A 16,664-nucleotide genomic window follows, 5' to 3' on the forward strand; every position below is an offset into this window, starting at 1 on the left:
CCATTTAAATGACAGTCCTTTGGGACCTATGCGAAAATCTGGGCTGGAGACGCGGGCTATTCGAAAGCGTGGCCTTGCGGCGGTAGTTTTTTGTCATCAAGCCAGGCGGCCCGATCGCGCATCGCTAAGCGGCCAGTCATAAACCAGTCGATTACCAGTGGATAGATCGCATGTTCCTGATGCTGGACGCGTGCGATGACTTCAGCTTCACTATCATCGGCGAAGATCGGTACTCGAGCCTGCAGGATAACCGGTCCCCCATCCAGCTCGTCAGTGACAAAATGCACCGATGTACCATGTTCTTCATCGCCGTTTTCTATTGCCTGACGATGGGTATGCAACCCGGGATATTTAGGTAATAGCGAGGGATGAATATTGAGCATCCGTCCCTGGTAATGGGCGACAAAGTCCGGACTAAGGATGCGCATATAGCCCGCCAGCACGATCAGGTCAGGCGCGTAAGCATCGATTTCCCGCATCAGTTGACGATCAAAAGCGATGCGGTCTGAGAACTGAGAGGGAGAGAGCGCGTGGGCGGGGATACCCGCCTGGCTGGCGCGTTGCAGTCCGAAGACCCCCGCCTTGTTGCTAAACACGGCAGCAAGGCTGCCGTTGATTCGTCCCTGCTGGCAGGCATCGATAATCGCCTGAAGATTGCTACCGTTACCGGAAACCAGCACGACTATTTTTTTCATGCGTTAATAACCACTCGTTCTTCCGAGTCGGATGCGTTAATCACTCCGATTTTCCAGGCTTTTTCACCCGCATCTGTCATCAACTGTACCGCTTTATCCGCATCTGCTGCACTCAGCGCGATCACCATGCCCACGCCGCAGTTAAAGGTGCGGTACATTTCAAAACGGCTGACGTTACCGGCCTGCTGCATCCAACTGAAAATGGCCGGCCACTGCCAGCTTGACTCGTCAATAATGGCCTGGGTGTTTTCTGGCAACACGCGTGGAATATTCTCCCAAAAACCGCCGCCGGTAAGATGTGCGATCGCATGTACGTCAACCTGCTCAATCAGGCTTAGAATGTTTTTCACGTAGATACGGGTAGGCTCCAGCAGATGATCGGCAATCGATTTGCCCTCAAGCTGTTTGGTTTCCGCATTGGTCTGGCTTACTTCAAGGATTTTACGTACCAGCGAATAACCGTTGGAGTGCGGGCCACTTGAACCCAGAGCAATCAGGACATCGCCGTCCTGTACTTTGGAGCCATCAATGATTTCTGATTTTTCCACCACGCCGACGCAGAAACCAGCCACATCGTAATCTTCACCGTGGTACATGCCCGGCATTTCAGCCGTTTCGCCGCCAACCAGGGCGCAGCCGGATTGTTGGCAACCTTCGGCAATACCGGTAATTACGCTGGCCGCGGTATCCACATCCAGTTTGCCGGTAGCGTAGTAATCGAGAAAGAACAGCGGTTCAGCCCCCTGGACAACCAGGTCATTGACGCACATTGCGACCAAATCAATACCGATGCTTTCATGGCGTTTCAGATCCATTGCCAGACGCAGCTTGGTGCCGACGCCGTCAGTGCCGGAGACCAAAATCGGTTCGCGGTATTTTTGCGGCAGCGCACAAAGGGCACCGAAACCGCCAAGTCCACCCATGACTTCGGGACGACGAGTCTTTTTCACTACGCCTTTAATACGATCGACTAAAGCATTACCAGCATCAATATCAACACCGGCGTCTTTATAGCTGAGAGAGGTCTTATCGGTCACTGCGAAATCCCCACGCGATTGCGGTTGGTGGTTTGAAATTAGGCTGTGTCCCGCGAGTAAAAAAGGGCGCTGTGACGGCACCACCACGACCCCTTCAGCAGGGACACGACCTATAGCGCGGCAATTCTATCAGTGCAGGCAAACGTTTGCGAGTGTCATCTTAGCCTGACATTGCACATAGCAATATTTTAGCCAATCATTATCAGCATCACGTATATCCATCAGACTACACGCGTCACGTTGAGGGCGCGGTACGTATTTCTACGCAGAGGGTTAATCGGTCCCTTGAGCGGAGTCATTCGATTGGCTTTTAGTTGCGACACACCGTGAAGCAAGCCTCTCTGATTGGGCAAATAACCGAATATTCGGCTTAAATAATTGGCCTAAGTCATATGGCATGCTGAATAAAAGGCGGTATAATCCCGCGATTTTTTTGCAGCTCAACATACTTCGGGAGAACAATAATGAAGATCGTGGAAGTTAAACATCCGCTCGTCAAACATAAACTGGGTCTGATGCGTGAGCATGATGTAAGTACGAAGCGTTTTCGTGAACTTGCTTCAGAAGTGGGAAGTTTACTGACTTATGAAGCCACTTCCGATCTCGAAACCGAGACCGTGACCATTGAAGGTTGGAATGGCCCGGTGGCTATTGAGCAAATTAAAGGCAAGAAAATTACCGTGGTTCCTATTCTGCGTGCCGGACTGGGAATGATGGACGGTGTTCTGGAACACGTTCCCAGTGCACGTATTAGCGTCGTGGGCGTTTACCGTGATGAAGAGACGCTGGAGCCCGTTCCCTATTTCCAGAAGCTGGTATCAAACATTGAAGAGCGTATGGCGTTGGTGGTTGATCCAATGCTGGCGACGGGCGGTTCAATGATTGCTACCATCGATCTGCTGAAAAAAGCCGGTTGCAGCAGCATTAAAGTACTGGTACTTGTGGCCGCACCCGAAGGTCTTGCGGCGCTGGAAAAAGCCCACCCGGATGTGGAGGTGTACACTGCCTCTGTCGATCAGGGATTGAACGAAAAGGGCTACATCATTCCGGGTCTGGGTGACGCGGGCGATAAAATTTTTGGTACCAAGTAAATGTACGCGTCAGGCGATTACGGGTGTTACCCGGAAACCAGCCACAAGGGACTGTTACTTTCCACGGCAGAGATGTCGTGGTTAACGTCTTCCGGCTGTGGCCTGACTCTGTATATCGGCGCTCCTCGCCGACGTTTATTTTTCTAAGCCGACTTGATAGTCGGCTTTTTTATGGCACACAGACCCTAAATAAGTGAAGCAGTATTGCATCGGCCAGGTGTAGACCTTTATCGCCTGACGAAGGTAAACGCCTGCAATTCGAAGATTGCTGCTTCAGCTATGGCGGGTAGGCAAACATTTCAAGGGGATTATAATGACTCGTCGCGCTATCGGTGTGAGTGAAAGACCACCGCTGCTGCAAACCATACCGCTTAGCTTCCAGCATCTTTTTGCGATGTTCGGCGCGACGGTGCTGGTGCCCATTCTGTTTCATATCAATCCGGCGACGGTTCTGCTATTTAACGGGATCGGTACGTTGCTTTATCTGTTTATCTGTAAAGGGAAAATCCCGGCTTACTTAGGTTCCAGCTTTGCCTTTATTTCTCCGGTACTGTTGCTGTTGCCGCTGGGCTATGAGGTCGCGCTGGGTGGTTTCATTATATGTGGCGTACTGTTTTGTCTGGTGGCGTTGATCGTTAAAAAAGCCGGCACCGGCTGGCTGGATGTGATGTTTCCGCCTGCTGCAATGGGGGCGATCGTTGCGGTCATTGGTCTGGAGCTGGCGGGCGTTGCCGCCAATATGGCAGGGTTATTACCGGCGGATGGCGCGGCGGTGGACAGTAAAACCATCATCATTTCGCTGGTGACGCTGGCGGTTACGGTGTTTGGTTCAGTACTGTTTCGTGGATTCCTGGCGATTATTCCGATTCTTATCGGCGTATTAGTCGGTTACGCGCTCTCCTGGGGAATGGGTATTGTTGACTGGACTCCGGTCCGTGATGCGCCCTGGTTTGCGTTGCCAACCTTTTATACGCCGCGCTTTGAGTGGTATGCCATCTTCACGATTTTGCCTGCCGCACTCGTGGTGATTGCTGAGCACGTGGGCCACCTGGTGGTCACGGCAAATATTGTTAAGAAAGACTTGCTGAAAGATCCCGGTTTGCATCGTTCCATGTTTGCCAACGGCATCTCGACCATTTTCTCGGGTTTCTTTGGATCAACGCCTAATACTACCTACGGCGAAAATATCGGTGTAATGGCCATTACCCGCGTCTACAGTACTTGGGTTATTGGTGGCGCGGCGATTCTGGCGATTCTGCTCTCGTGTATCGGTAAATTGGCTGCCGCGATTCAGGCCGTTCCGGTGCCGGTAATGGGCGGTGTTTCTCTGCTGCTGTACGGGGTGATCGGCGCATCCGGTATCCGCGTGTTGATTGAATCTAAAGTGGATTACAACAAAGCGCAGAATCTGATCCTGACTTCGGTGATTCTGATCATCGGTGTGAGCGGCGCTAAAGTGCATATTGGTGCTGCCGAACTTAAGGGCATGGCGTTGGCGACTATTGTTGGGGTAGGGCTGAGTTTAATCTTTAAAGCCATCAGTCTGTTACGCCCTGAAGAAGTGGTGTTGGACGCGGATGAGTAACCGGGAATGGGCGGCAGTGGCTGCCCGTTTCATCTAATACTAAAAGTTGTGATAAACTTTCGCGGTTTTCTGCCCGCTCACATTTGAGGTACTTCTGAACACGCCGGCACAGCTTTCATTGCCACTCTATTTGCCCGATGACGAAACCTTCGCCAGCTTTTGGCCGGGGGAGAATCCGTCGCTGCTTGCTGCGCTGCAAGGGGCATTACATCAGGAACACGGGAGCTATCTCTACTTTTGGTCTCGTGAGGGGGGCGGTCGCAGCCATTTACTGCATGCTGCCTGCGCAGAACTTTCCGCTTGTGGTGAAGCCGTAGGTTATGTACCGCTGGATAAACGTACCTGGTTTGTGCCGGAGGTGCTCGATGGTATGGAGCACCTTGCGCTGATTTGTATTGATAACATCGAATGTATCGCGGGGGATGACCCCTGGGAAATGGCGATCTTCGATCTTTACAATCGTATTCTCGAAACCGGTAAAACGCGCCTGTTAATTACCGGCGATCGTCCACCGCGTCAACTCAATCTGAAGCTGGCCGATCTGGCTTCGCGTCTGGACTGGGGACAGATCTATAAATTACAGCCTTTGTCAGATGAAGATAAGCTACAGGCACTGCAGCTGCGCGCCGATCTGCGTGGCTTCGAACTTCCGGAAGATGTCGGCCGCTTTTTGCTGAAGCGGCTGGATCGCGAAATGCGGACCTTATTTGTCACGTTGGACAAGCTGGACCGCGCTTCGATTAGTGCGCAGCGCAAGCTGACGATTCCTTTTGTCAAAGAAGCCCTGGGCCTGTAGTTATACAATCTTTCAATCTGCGAGGGCGTTTCCCGCTCAAGCTTTGCCATCTCTCATCACTTAAAGAATGTCCAGTACGTTTTCCGGCGGGCGTCCGATGCGAGCTTTGCCGTGGGCCACGACGATAGGGCGTTCAATCAATTTTGGATATTGCACCATCGCCTGTAATAGCTGTGCCTCACTGAGTGAGGCATCGGCCAAATTCAATGTACGATACGCATCTTCTTTTGTGCGCATCAGTTCACGCGCGCTGTGAAAGCCTAACTGCTGCAGAAGCCTTTGTAACAGCGTTACTGTGAGAGGCGTTTCAAGATAGAGTACTACGTCCGGTGTAATACTTTTTTCCTGTAGCAGCGCCAGCGTTTCACGGCTTTTACTGCAGCGTGGATTATGATAAATCGTGATGTTAGCCATAATGATCCTGTAAAAGTCATCCTTGTTCGTGATGGTAGTCTGCGTGGCTACGATTTTGAATATTGGCGAAAACGCATTTGTAGCTGACGCAGTTGGTCGATACGGGCATCATAGCGCGCCTGTTTCAGGCTGCCGAGCGCCACCGATGAGCTGGCGCTGCTGAGAGTCGTGATAGCCTGCGCCAGTTGCCCGTTCAGCGCCAGACTCTCCGCACGCGCGGAAAGCTCTTCGTCGCGTAACCCCTGTGCCGCCGAGGCCTGCGCCAGCAAATCCCAGCCGTTCGGATCGTCAGGATGTGCCCAGGTGTAACGATTGAGAATACGGCTGGCCGCCGCGGGCTGATTCCCTTCAACATACGCATTCGCAAGGTTCAGTTGCAGCACCGGGTTGGTCGTTGAAGCGCGTAGCGCGCTTAAGCGCTTAATGGCTTGTTGTGATTGGTTCAGGCCTAAATCAATATCGGTCATGATATCCAGATACCAGACGTTGTCCGGCTGTTTAGCCAGCAACGGCTCGATTATTTTGCGTGCGTTGGCAAAACTCTTCGCTTCAAGAAACTGGATCGCTTTGCCATATTGTGCAGCCTGCTGTTCGCGCAGGTTGCCTTTTGACCACACATCAAGTAAATCGTCGCTTAGCTGATTTCTGCCGGTGGAGTACATGCCGAGGGAGCGTACTTTCGCCATGTAATAGTCCTGAGAGGACTGCACGACGATCGGCGGCATTTGGTTAGCACGATTGCGCGCATCGGCCAGTCGACTATCCGGCAGCGGGTGCGTCAGCAAAATTTCTGGTGGTTTGGAAGCGAAGCGGGACTGGTCGGCTAATTTTTGCAAAAAGTTAGGCATCGCTTGTGGATCGAACCCTGAACGCTGTAGCACCTGAATACCAATGCGGTCCGCTTCCTGTTCATTACCCTGGGTAAAACTAATTATTCCCTGCTGTGTTCCAGCCAGCGTGCCGGTCAGCGCGGCCATTCCCGCCTGCGGGTTCGCCATCGCCAGTAAAATAGAGCCCAGTGCGCCTACCCAGGTGAGGGGCGCATTGCGTTGCTGGTCTTCCATTGCACGCGCCAGATGTCGCTGGGTAACGTGTGAGATTTCGTGCGCCATAACCGAAGCAAGCTGACTTTCATTATCAGCACTGCGAAATAGCGCAGAGTGCAACACCACGTTACCGCCGAAAAAGGCAAAGGCATTGATCTCGTCATTGCGGATCAGATAGAAATGGAAAGGGGTACGTACCGAATTGGCATGCGATACCAGGCGCTGGCCCAACTGATTAATATAGTCGTTTAGCAACGGATCGTTGATCAGTGGCGCACTGGCTCGGAGTTGGCGGACGTAAAAATCGCCCATCTGCAACTCCTGATTAATCGACAGCGTACCGCCCGCCGTGGTGCCAATATCGGGTAAAGCATCTGCAACATCGGCTCGTGATGGCAATGTACCGCCTGCCAGCAATGTCGCAATGAGCGAAGTGATAAGACTTTTTTTCAATCGCTTGAACATACACCAATCCCGGAATGTTATTCTCCGCAACATAGTAGCGAGAGCCGTTTAAGAAAGGAATGATACGCTTCAGCTTCTGACAACCTGACGGGCAATAAGTGCCGTTTATCGGTGGTGCGTAAATCATTCTTGCTTCACTCAATCGATACTAGTTAGTGCTTCGCTGGAAGGTGCGTTATTGCTGGCTGATTCGTGCATAGGCTTGGTTTTGTCGGGATGATCTTCGGCGATACGCACAGCGCTTATCGCGAACAAACACCTAACTCTTTTCTATCATCTCCTTTCCTTTCAAGTACAATCTTGCCTTCTCCAAAATGGAAACCAGAAAGGAAATGTCATGCTGGCATTGTTAATACAGTGGTATCGCCGTCGTTTTAGCGATCCTGAAGCCATCGCGTTACTGATCATTTTGGTTGCGGCTTTCTGTATTTTATTTTTTTTCAATGGGTTACTGGCACCTCTGTTGGTGGCGCTAGTGCTGGCCTATCTGCTTGAGTGGCCAACCATTCGTCTTGAGCGGTTGGGCTGCTCACGGACCTGGGCAACCAGCGTTGTGCTGTTTATTTTTGCCGGTATTCTGCTGGTTATGGTGCTGGTCGTGGCACCCGTCGCGTGGCAGCAGGGCATGAATTTGACACGTGACATGCCTAATATGTTGAATAAGCTTTATAATTTTGCAGCAGCTTTACCAAAACGTTTCCCGGCGCTGGTCGATGCCGGCATTATTGATGTTATTGCTGAAAATATCCGGAGCCGTCTCACCGGGTTTGGTGAATCGTTGGTGAAGTATTCGCTCGCTTCGCTGGTTGGTCTGATGACGCTGGCAATTTATCTGGTGCTGGTGCCTTTGATGGTGTTCTTCCTGCTGAAAGATAAAGAGCAAATGCTTAACGCAGTGCGGCGCGTATTGCCACGTAACCGGGGACTGGCTGGTCAGGTGTGGAGTGAAATGAATCAGCAGATCACCAACTACATCCGTGGCAAGGTGTTGGAGATGATTGTGGTGGCGATTGCGACCTGGATCGGTTTTCTGGTTATTGATCTAAATTACTCACTGTTGCTGGCGGTGTTAGTGGGATTGTCCGTAATGATTCCCTACGTTGGCGCGCTGGTAGTCACTATCCCGGTGATCTGCGTTGGTTTGTTCCAATGGGGGCTGGGTAGCGACTTTTGGACCATGATTATCATTTATCTGGTCATTCAGGCGCTGGATGGCAATTTACTGGTGCCGGTACTGTTTTCTGAGGCGGTAAACCTGCATCCACTGGTGATTATTCTTTCCGTGGTGATTTTTGGCGGTCTGTGGGGCTTCTGGGGTGTTTTCTTTGCTATTCCGCTGGCAACGTTGGTGAAGTCCGTGGTGCACGCATGGCCTGATACGATGGCTATAGAGGAAAGCACGGATCGCTAAGTGCGAAGGAGGCCTTCAGCGCCTCCTTCGCCATAAAATACAGTCAGGCGGCAGAGGTAATATAATCCAGAACGATGTCGTGATGATTACTGGTTTTGAAATCATCAAACACTTTCTCAATCTTGCCGTCTTTACCAACCAGGAAACTGATACGATGGATGCCATCGTAGGTTTTACCCATGAAGGTTTTCTCGCCCCAGATGCCAAACTGCTCGCAAACGTGGTGATCTTCATCAGAAAGCAGCGTGAAGTTCAGCATCTCTTTCTCAACGAAGCGTGAAAGTTTTTCCGGCTTATCGGTACTGATGCCAAGTACTTCAACGCCTGACATTTTTAACCTGTCCATGTTATCGCGCAGTCCGCAAGCCTGAACGGTACAGCCCGGTGTCATCGCTTTCGGGTAGAAATAGACCAAAACGCGCTGTCCCTGGAAGTCGGCCAAATTTACTTGTTCGCCATCTTGATCGGGCAAGCTAAATTTCGGTGCGGTATCACCGGCTTTCAGTGGATTCATCACAACTCTCCATTTTTTTCATGCTGCATTATGAGATACAGCCTTAATAGTGCCTTGCGCCTGCAGTTCTGTACATAGCTGGTTAAACGCCTGCTCAATAAATGAGGCGTCCTGGCTGGCAGGGCTGTGGGCGGTTATTTGAATATAGAGCAACGTCGGCTGGTTTTCTTCCGCAGGTTGCGTGCGGGAGATTAATTCCGCGATGTTCATCTGGTATGAGTCAAAAAGATCGGTAAAGCGTTCAATAATATGTGGCGAATCAGTGACCTCCACCTGAGCCCAGACGGTAACCGGCATGGGCGGACGTATTTTGGCGCTGGTGCGCTTCATCACGATCAGCAGTTCCAGCTCTGCGCCTTTCAGCGGCAAGGTTGATTCTATCAGCGTAATCGCATTCCAGCTGCCGGAAAGTAGCATAATAAAAGTAAATTCATCGCCCAGCATGGCGAGACGGCTATCTTCAATATTACAACCGCAACTGCTGACGTGGCGCGTAATTGCATTGACGATTCCCGGGCGATCAACGCCGAGTGCGGTGATAACCAAATGATGTTGCTGTGGCAAAATGATGCTTCCTGTCCGTCATGATGATTAGCAATAGTGATAACCCTAAGGTAAACATAAAAAATACCCTCTGCCAAGCGCCTGTGGGCCCTTGTCTGCTTGCTTTTCAATGCCCGTCAAACGTACCATGAAGGACTTGTTTGTGGAGGGGATGATCAATGTTCACGGGAAGTATTGTTGCGCTCATTACGCCGATGGATGACAAAGGGTGTGTCTGTCGTGCGAGTCTGAAAAAATTGATTGATTATCACGTCGCGAGCGGCACGGCGGCGATTGTATCTGTTGGAACTACCGGTGAGTCTGCGACGCTAAGCCAGGATGAACATGCTGATGTGGTATTACAGACGCTTGAACTGGCAGATGGCCGTATTCCGGTTATCGCCGGCACGGGCGCTAACGCGACATCGGAAGGCATTGCGCTGACTAAACGCTTTGATAATTCAGGCGTCGTTGGCTGTCTGACCGTCACCCCTTACTACAACCGCCCGACGCAGGAAGGTCTGTTTCAGCATTTTAAAGCGATCGCAGAAAGTACCGATTTGCCACAAATGCTGTATAACGTTCCTTCACGCACGGGTTGTGACATGCTGCCAGAAACCGTTGGTCGCCTGTCTGAAATCCAAAATATTATTGGTATTAAAGAAGCAACCGGGAACTTATCTCGTGTCAGCCAGATCCAAGAGCTGGTTCATGAAGATTTTGTTCTGGTCAGCGGCGATGACGCCTCTTCACTCGACTTCATGCAACTGGGCGGCCGGGGTGTGATTTCCGTGACGGCAAACGTTGCTGCGCGTGAAATGGCGGAACTCTGTGCGCTTGCTCAGCAGGGTAACTTTGCTGAAGCGCGCCGCCTTAACCAGCGCCTGATGCATTTGCATCAGAAGTTATTTTTTGAACCCAATCCTATCCCGGTTAAATGGGCCGCGAAGAAATTAGGATTAATAGCAACCGATACGCTGCGTCTTCCAATGACGCCAATAACCGACGCAGGTCGTCCGGTTGTGGAGCAGGCGCTCAAGTATGCGGGTCTGCTGTAAATTAGGGAGATTTGATGGCTTACTCAGTAAAGAAGTCCACGTTAGTTACCGTTGTTGGACTGTCCTCGGTGATGCTGCTTGCAGCGTGTTCCAATGACCAGCGTTATAAGCGCCAGGTCAGCGGTGACGAGTCTTATTTGCAGGCGACCGAACTGAAAGATTTAACCCCGCCTGCCGGGATGATTTTACCGCTGCAAAACGGTGATTACGATGTTGCCGTGGTAAACAGCCAGGGGGCGACAGGTAAACAGCTCGATATCCGTCCACCTGCTCAGCCTCTGGCGTTAATGAACGGTACCCGCACGCAGTTTACCGGTAATACCGGCATTCTGATGGTGGAGAGCGGTCGTAATGGCTCAATCTGGCCGCAGGTCGTGAACGTCGTTGAATCGTATAAGTACCCCATCACCGATCGTCAGGACGCGAACCAGCAGTTGACCACCGACTGGGTGCAGTGGAACCGCGCAGATGAAGATATCCAGTATCGTGGACGTTATCAGATAAGCGTACAGCAGCAGGGGTATCAGCAAGCCTTGACGGTGCGGTTGTTGCAGCTGCAGCAACAGGGTCAGGATATTACCGCGCCAGCGCAGATCCAGCGCTACACCGCGCAGATGCTAAATGATATCAGTACAGGTTTAGATAAGAACGAAACGGCACAGGAAGAGCGCGCGGCTAACCGCAGCGCAGCGCAAATCGATGTGCAAAGCGGTGCGGATGATACCGGTTTACCGAACCTTATCCTGCGTGCGCCTTTCAACACCGTATGGCAGCGCTTACCTGATGCGCTGAAACGCATCGGTATGAAAGTGACCGACAGTGACCGTTCGCAGGGGAGCCTGGCCGTAACATACAGCGCTCCGGGCAGCAGCAGCTGGGATGAAATTGGTGCGAAAGATCCGCAATTGCCTGATGGCGATTACAAATTGCAGATCGGTGATCTTGATAACCGCAGCAGTCTGCAGTTTATCGATCCGAAAGGGCATCCGTTAACGCAGTCGCAAAATGATGCGTTAGTCGCCGTATTCCAGGCGGCACTGAGTAAATAAAAATCTGGGCCGGTAAATTCCGGCCCTTTTTTATGCGGTGAGTGAAAAGAGACCTGGAAAGTGAGGTTGTTACACTCACCGCAATGTTCGATGTAAGATGGACCGCGTAACACGGGTCCACCAACAGTAATGGTTTTATACCTCACACGGTCGTATATCACGTTTGGAGTTAATTAAGATGCAAAAGCAAGCTGAGTTGTATCGCGGTAAGGCGAAAACCGTTTACAGCACCGAAAACCCGGATCTGCTGATACTCGAATTCCGCAACGATACGTCAGCAGGTGACGGTGCGCGTATTGAGCAATTCGATCGTAAAGGGATGGTGAATAATAAGTTTAACCATTTCATTATGACTAAACTGCAGGAAGCGGGCATTCCAACTCAAATGGAAGCGCTGCTTTCCGATAACGAAGCACTGGTGAAAAAGCTGGAAATGGTGCCGGTTGAATGCGTGATCCGTAACCGTGCTGCCGGTTCGCTGGTGAAGCGACTGGGCGTGGAAGAGGGGATTGAATTAAACCCACCGCTGTTTGACCTGTTCCTGAAAGATGATGCTAAACACGATCCAATGGTCAATGAGTCTTATTGTGAAACTTTTGGTTGGGTCAGCAAAGCTAATCTGGCACGTATGCAGGAACTGACTTACAAGGCGAACGAGGTGCTAAGCGCGTTGTTCTCTGATGCGGGATTGATTTTGGTTGATTTCAAGCTGGAATTTGGTCTGTTCAAAGGTGAAGTGGTGTTGGGCGATGAGTTCTCTCCGGATGGTGCCCGTCTGTGGGATAAGCAAACCATGGATAAAATGGATAAAGATCGTTTTCGCCAAAGCCTTGGTGGACTGGTTGAAGCCTATGAAGAAGTTGCTAACCGTCTTGGCGTAAAATTAGATTAACCACGCAATCGTTTCCCTTTGCAGAACCTGTTGCAGGCCGCGTTAGCGGCCTTATTTATTTGGGCCGCCAGTAAGGAAAATGCCAGCTGAGAGTGAATAAGCATAATGTCTTATCTTTATATACAGAATTACGCATATTGTTTAGAGCTTCCTGTTAAACATATTTAATGTCGTATTCGATAGCATATGTACGTTGGATATATTGTTTTCTCTGCTCTCTTCTCGCTGATAAAAACTCCTGCGATAATAACAAGCTTTGAAAGAGTGATTTAATTGGTTGTTATATTAACTCTTTTAAATAACGTGTTTTATTTAATGGTTTTTTATTTATTGAGGTGAGTTGGCCGTATTTTTCTTCAGAGGTAAATATCTCTTTGAGAAAAACTATTTTTAGTGTAAATCTCAATGTGCTGAATTTTTTATTTTATGTAATCTACATTCAGCCAAAAAATGACGAATAGCATGAAGGCAAACAATACAGACCAGGATGGTCTTTCGGGAAACCTATGTACAGAAGGGAAGCGCTGGACAGTCGGAAATTAAAATGGCGTGGTAGCGCGATGTTGTTACGTGGTATTCCGTCATGGCTGGTTATGACATTAAGCCTGGTATTTATTATAGCGTTTATGCTGTTTATTACCGTCGGCAGTTACACGCGACGAGTCAACGTTACGGGGGAAATTACTACCTGGCCCCGCCCGGTTAATGTCTATTCCCAAGTTCAGGGATTTATTGTTTCCCGATTTGTCACAGAAGGGCAGAGTATTCATAAAGGGGACGCACTTTACCAAATTGATACCAGCAAAAGTACGCGTAGCGGTATTGTCAGCGATAACCAGCGTCAGCGCACCGAAGATCAACTTAAACGGATAGCCAGTATTATTTCCCGCCTTGAAGACAATAAACGCGCGACCTTACAAACGCTTTCCGCACAGAAACAACAATATACCAGTGCACTTACCCGAGGTAATGCCATCATTAGCCAGGCGGAAGAGGGCATCAGAATCATGCGCAAAAATATGGAGAACTACAGCCGCTATCAAGCGAAAGGGCTGATTAATAAAGATCAATTAACTAATCAGGTGGCGCTCTACTATCAGCAGCAGAGTAACTTGCTGAGTTTGAGTGGGCAAAATGAGCAGAATGCGCTGCAGGTGATTGCACTGACGAGTCAGCTTGAAACCCAGGCCGCTGATTTTGATAACCAGATTTACCAGATGGAACTCCAGCGGGAAGAGTTACAGAAGCAATTAGTGAGCAATGAAGCTGAACAGGAAATGCTGGTGCGCGCTCAGTCCGAAGGCAAAGTCGATTCTCTTAGTGTCACTATTGGGCAGATGGTTGCTCCCGGTGACAGTCTGCTACAAATCCTGCCTGGTAAGCAGGCGGTTTATTATCTTGTACTCTGGGTCCCCAATGATGCCATTCCTTATCTTTCCGTTGGCGATCGCGTCAATATTCGTTATGAAGCTTTCCCCGCAGAAAAATTTGGACAGTTCACCGGTTCGATTCATCTGATTGCGCGATCGCCTGCCACACCGCAGGAAATGGCGATGTATCAGGGGGCACCTAAGCCTGTCCTGGCGACCGCGATCCCCTGGTATAAAGTGATCGTGAAACCGGTAAAACAGCACATTGCCTGGAGTGGCAAAATAATGAACCTTGAAAATGGAATGAAGGCTCAGAGTACGCTGTTTCTTGAAAAGCGGAGAGTCTATCAGTGGATGCTCTCGCCTTTTTATGACATGAAAAACAGTGCGGTGGGGCCAGTCGATGAATAAGTCAGATTTCATCAGAATATTGAGCAAACTGGAGCTTAATATGCGCCGCACGGTGCCGATGGTACACCAGACTGAATCCTCAGAGTGTGGACTTGCCTGCCTCGCAATGATCAGCAGTCACTATGGCAGAAATATTGACCTTATTACGCTGCGTCAGCGTTTTAATCTGAATGCGCGCGGTGCCACCCTGGGTGGACTGAAAAATATTGCCACCGATCTTGGCATGATGACTCGGGGGCTGTCACTTGAGCTTAACCAACTGGTTGATCTCCGACTTCCCTGCATACTCCATTGGGGTTTTAACCACTTTGTGGTGCTGACGCGGGTGAAGAGGAACCGCTTTATTCTGCATGATCCGGCTCACGGGCGAAGAACGGTTGGTTTAGCGGAAATGTCCCGGCACTTTACCGGCGTCGCAATGGAAGTTTGGCCCGATGCAGAGTTTACTCAGGAGACGGTGAAAAATCGCATCCGTTTTGTCACGCTGGTTCGCGGTATACAGGGGCTGAAAGGGGCTTTGATAAAGATTTTCTGCCTTTCACTGGTAATAGAAACTATTAATCTGGTGATGCCTGTCGGTACGCAGTTAGTGATGGACCATGCCATTCCAGCGACCGATCGCGGACTGTTGACCCTCCTGTGTTGTGGACTGCTACTTTTTATCTTGCTGCGTGCGGCTGTCAGCATGGTGCGTGCTTTATCTTCACTGGTGCTGGAAACGCTTATCAGCATTCAGTGGCAGGCGGGCTTGCTGTCGCATCTGCTTCAACTGCCGCTAAACTGGTTTGAGAGACGAAAAATGGGGGATATTCAGTCCCGATTTGGCTCTCTTGAGTTGTTGCAAAGCCTTTTTACCACCAGCCTGATTGGTTCCATGATGGACATCATTATGGTCAGCGGCGTGTTGGTCATGATGGTGTTATACGGCGGATATTTGACCTGGATTGTCCTTGGTTTCACTGCACTCTATATTGCAATCCGGTTGCTGACCTACGGCTATTACCGCCAGATGTCTGAGGAGTCATTGGTACGTAGCGCGCGCACGCATTCCTATTTTATGGAGACGCTGTATGGCATTGCGACGGTAAAAATGCAGGGGCTCAGTGAACGGCGCAGCGAGCACTGGCTCAATCTCGAAGCGGAAACTATCAACACAGGTATCCGAGTGACCAGAATGGATCTGCTGTTTGGCGGACTTAATACCCTGATCGCAACCTGTGAACAGACGCTGATCCTGTGGCTGGGAGCCAGCATGGTGATGGATAATCTGATGACCATCGGAATGTTTATCGCCTTTTCCTCATTTCGTGAGCAATTTTCTGACCGGATGGCTTCTTTGGTCAACTTTCTGTTGCAGTTACGCATGATGAGCCTGCATAACGAACGTATAGCTGATATTGCATTAAATAGACGGGAGAACAGAAAACCCGATATTTATTATGAAAGCGGTGTGAAGCCTGTATCGCTGGAGATTAAAAATCTCAGTTACCGCTATGACAAACAATCCGCACCGGTATTCTCTCCTCTCAATATCCATATTTCACCAGGTGAGAGTGTTGCGATCACCGGCCCGTCGGGAGCGGGTAAGACAACATTGATGAAAGTACTTTGCGGCTTACTTGAACCCGACGCTGGTCAGGTCATCGTAGAGGGAATAGATATACAGCAGTTGGGGATGAATAATTATCGCAGAATGACGGGCTGTGTCATGCAGGATGACCGCTTATTTTCCGGTTCCGTACGCGAAAATATTTGCGGATTTTCCAACGATGTTGACGAAAACTGGATGATAGCCTGTGCTCAGGCCAGCTATATACATGATGTGATTGTCGCAATGCCGATGGGCTACGATACCTTGATCGGTGAATTAGGCGAAGGGCTTTCAGGCGGACAAAAACAGCGTGTTTTTATTGCGCGGGCACTCTACCGTAAGCCCGGTATTCTGTTTATGGATGAGGCAACAAGCGCACTGGATAAAGACAGCGAAATATTTGTGAATCAGGCAATCAAACAGATGAATATTACTCGAATAATTATTGCACACCGGGCATCGACCCTTGCCTCTGCTGACAGAGTCATTGTGTTGAATGGCTGATACGTTGTCTCCTGGTCTGCGTAACGCAGATACGGTGTAAATTCTCCACCGGGACTTCGCGGGGCAGGGAAGCATGGACATTGAGTACGAATATCGGGATGACGTTTGCAATACAGCAATAAACCTCCGCCTTGGTTATGTAAGGCACACACGCCTTTTCTGGTTATTCATCTCCGGCCCGACTAAAATCAT

Annotated in this window: 15 protein-coding genes; 9 read left to right on the forward strand and 6 right to left on the reverse strand. The window is 50.1% G+C overall.

Translation table 11 applies throughout. The features are described 5' to 3' along the window. Nucleotides 1-56: 56 nt before the first annotated feature. Together purN and purM are read right to left on the reverse strand one after the other, a co-directional pair. Complete coding sequence (gene purN, locus J1C60_RS05370; RefSeq protein WP_128179179.1) at nt 57-695, reverse strand: phosphoribosylglycinamide formyltransferase; 639 nt, start codon at nt 693-695, stop codon at nt 57-59. Continuing rightward, nucleotides 692-1,732, reverse strand: a complete 1,041-nt coding sequence (gene purM, locus J1C60_RS05375; RefSeq protein ID WP_128179180.1) for a phosphoribosylformylglycinamidine cyclo-ligase — start codon at nt 1,730-1,732, stop codon at nt 692-694. The genes purN and purM overlap by 4 nt, the downstream gene beginning before the upstream one ends. Nucleotides 1,733-2,196: 464 nt before the next feature. Here purM and upp point away from each other — a divergent pair, with 464 nt between their 5' ends. From upp to hda, 3 genes are all read left to right on the forward strand, one after another. After that, nucleotides 2,197-2,823 carry a uracil phosphoribosyltransferase gene (gene upp / locus J1C60_RS05380; RefSeq protein ID WP_128179181.1) on the forward strand — a complete coding sequence of 209 codons (627 nt, stop codon included), beginning with the start codon at nt 2,197-2,199 and terminating at the stop codon, nt 2,821-2,823. A 313-nt stretch (nt 2,824-3,136) separates the two neighbouring features. Then, the gene (uraA, locus tag J1C60_RS05385; protein WP_128179182.1) at nt 3,137-4,408 is read left to right on the forward strand and encodes a uracil permease; all 1,272 of its coding nucleotides are present in this window, start codon (nt 3,137-3,139) and stop codon (nt 4,406-4,408) included. Between the two features lie 94 nt (nt 4,409-4,502). Next, a complete protein-coding gene (gene hda / locus J1C60_RS05390) occupies nt 4,503-5,204 on the forward strand; it encodes a DnaA inactivator Hda (protein ID WP_128179183.1) in 702 nt (233 codons plus the stop codon). 60 nt (nt 5,205-5,264) lie between these two features. Here the strand turns inward: hda and arsC are convergent, their stop codons facing one another. Further along, a complete protein-coding gene (arsC, locus tag J1C60_RS05395; protein WP_128179184.1) occupies nt 5,265-5,618 on the reverse strand; it encodes an arsenate reductase (glutaredoxin) in 354 nt (117 codons plus the stop codon). Nucleotides 5,619-5,665: 47 nt separating this feature from the next. Continuing rightward, the gene (bepA, locus tag J1C60_RS05400) at nt 5,666-7,129 is read right to left on the reverse strand and encodes a beta-barrel assembly-enhancing protease (RefSeq protein ID WP_128179185.1); all 1,464 of its coding nucleotides are present in this window, start codon (nt 7,127-7,129) and stop codon (nt 5,666-5,668) included. Between the two features lie 337 nt (nt 7,130-7,466). On the opposite strand from bepA, the gene J1C60_RS05405 reads away from it, so the two are divergent. Then, on the forward strand, nt 7,467-8,540 hold the full coding sequence (locus tag J1C60_RS05405) for an AI-2E family transporter (protein WP_128179186.1): 1,074 nt from the start codon (nt 7,467-7,469) through the stop codon (nt 8,538-8,540). 43 nt (nt 8,541-8,583) lie between these two features. Here J1C60_RS05405 and bcp read toward each other — a convergent pair whose 3' ends face one another. Together bcp and J1C60_RS05415 are read right to left on the reverse strand one after the other, a co-directional pair. Next, nucleotides 8,584-9,054: a thioredoxin-dependent thiol peroxidase gene (gene bcp, locus J1C60_RS05410; RefSeq protein WP_128179187.1), complete on the reverse strand. Its 471-nt coding sequence runs from the start codon at nt 9,052-9,054 to the stop codon at nt 8,584-8,586. Nucleotides 9,055-9,072: 18 nt separating this feature from the next. Continuing rightward, nucleotides 9,073-9,618, reverse strand: a complete 546-nt coding sequence (locus J1C60_RS05415) for a glycine cleavage system transcriptional repressor (RefSeq protein ID WP_128179188.1) — start codon at nt 9,616-9,618, stop codon at nt 9,073-9,075. Nucleotides 9,619-9,776: 158 nt separating this feature from the next. Between J1C60_RS05415 and dapA the strand changes: the two genes are divergently transcribed. The 5 genes from dapA (at nt 9,777) to J1C60_RS05440 (ending at nt 16,472) form a co-directional block, all read left to right on the forward strand. After that, entirely contained in the window at nt 9,777-10,655 is an 879-nt protein-coding gene (gene dapA / locus J1C60_RS05420) for a 4-hydroxy-tetrahydrodipicolinate synthase (protein ID WP_128179189.1), read from the forward strand. 14 nt (nt 10,656-10,669) lie between these two features. Further along, nucleotides 10,670-11,704: an outer membrane protein assembly factor BamC gene (bamC, locus tag J1C60_RS05425; RefSeq protein WP_128179190.1), complete on the forward strand. Its 1,035-nt coding sequence runs from the start codon at nt 10,670-10,672 to the stop codon at nt 11,702-11,704. A 178-nt stretch (nt 11,705-11,882) separates the two neighbouring features. Beyond that, nucleotides 11,883-12,596 (forward strand): phosphoribosylaminoimidazolesuccinocarboxamide synthase, encoded by a 714-nt coding sequence (gene purC, locus J1C60_RS05430; RefSeq protein ID WP_128179191.1) that lies wholly within the window; start codon nt 11,883-11,885, stop codon nt 12,594-12,596. A 506-nt stretch (nt 12,597-13,102) separates the two neighbouring features. Then, complete coding sequence (locus J1C60_RS05435) at nt 13,103-14,377, forward strand: HlyD family secretion protein (RefSeq protein WP_128179192.1); 1,275 nt, start codon at nt 13,103-13,105, stop codon at nt 14,375-14,377. Further along, on the forward strand, nt 14,370-16,472 hold the full coding sequence (locus J1C60_RS05440; RefSeq protein ID WP_220485714.1) for a peptidase domain-containing ABC transporter: 2,103 nt from the start codon (nt 14,370-14,372) through the stop codon (nt 16,470-16,472). Before J1C60_RS05435 ends, J1C60_RS05440 begins: the two co-directional genes overlap by 8 nt. Nucleotides 16,473-16,664 lie beyond the last annotated feature (192 nt).

It is taken from the genome of [Pantoea] beijingensis, assembly GCF_022647505.1.
GTDB classification, from domain to species: domain Bacteria; phylum Pseudomonadota; class Gammaproteobacteria; order Enterobacterales; family Enterobacteriaceae; genus Erwinia; species Erwinia beijingensis.

Excerpts from the sequence above, each read along its gene's own strand:
- purN (WP_128179179.1), bottom strand. The coding sequence starts at position 695 with ATGAAAAAAATAGTCGTGCTGGTTTCCGGTAACGGTAGCAATCTTCAG.
- upp (WP_128179181.1), top strand. The coding sequence starts at position 2,197 with ATGAAGATCGTGGAAGTTAAACATCCGCTCGTCAAACATAAACTGGGT.
- uraA (WP_128179182.1), top strand. The coding sequence starts at position 3,137 with ATGACTCGTCGCGCTATCGGTGTGAGTGAAAGACCACCGCTGCTGCAA.
- arsC (WP_128179184.1), bottom strand. The coding sequence starts at position 5,618 with ATGGCTAACATCACGATTTATCATAATCCACGCTGCAGTAAAAGCCGT.
- bepA (WP_128179185.1), bottom strand. The coding sequence starts at position 7,129 with ATGTTCAAGCGATTGAAAAAAAGTCTTATCACTTCGCTCATTGCGACA.
- J1C60_RS05405 (WP_128179186.1), top strand. The coding sequence starts at position 7,467 with ATGCTGGCATTGTTAATACAGTGGTATCGCCGTCGTTTTAGCGATCCT.
- bcp (WP_128179187.1), bottom strand. The coding sequence starts at position 9,054 with ATGAATCCACTGAAAGCCGGTGATACCGCACCGAAATTTAGCTTGCCC.
- dapA (WP_128179189.1), top strand. The coding sequence starts at position 9,777 with ATGTTCACGGGAAGTATTGTTGCGCTCATTACGCCGATGGATGACAAA.
- bamC (WP_128179190.1), top strand. The coding sequence starts at position 10,670 with ATGGCTTACTCAGTAAAGAAGTCCACGTTAGTTACCGTTGTTGGACTG.
- purC (WP_128179191.1), top strand. The coding sequence starts at position 11,883 with ATGCAAAAGCAAGCTGAGTTGTATCGCGGTAAGGCGAAAACCGTTTAC.
- J1C60_RS05435 (WP_128179192.1), top strand. The coding sequence starts at position 13,103 with ATGTACAGAAGGGAAGCGCTGGACAGTCGGAAATTAAAATGGCGTGGT.
- J1C60_RS05440 (WP_220485714.1), top strand. The coding sequence starts at position 14,370 with ATGAATAAGTCAGATTTCATCAGAATATTGAGCAAACTGGAGCTTAAT.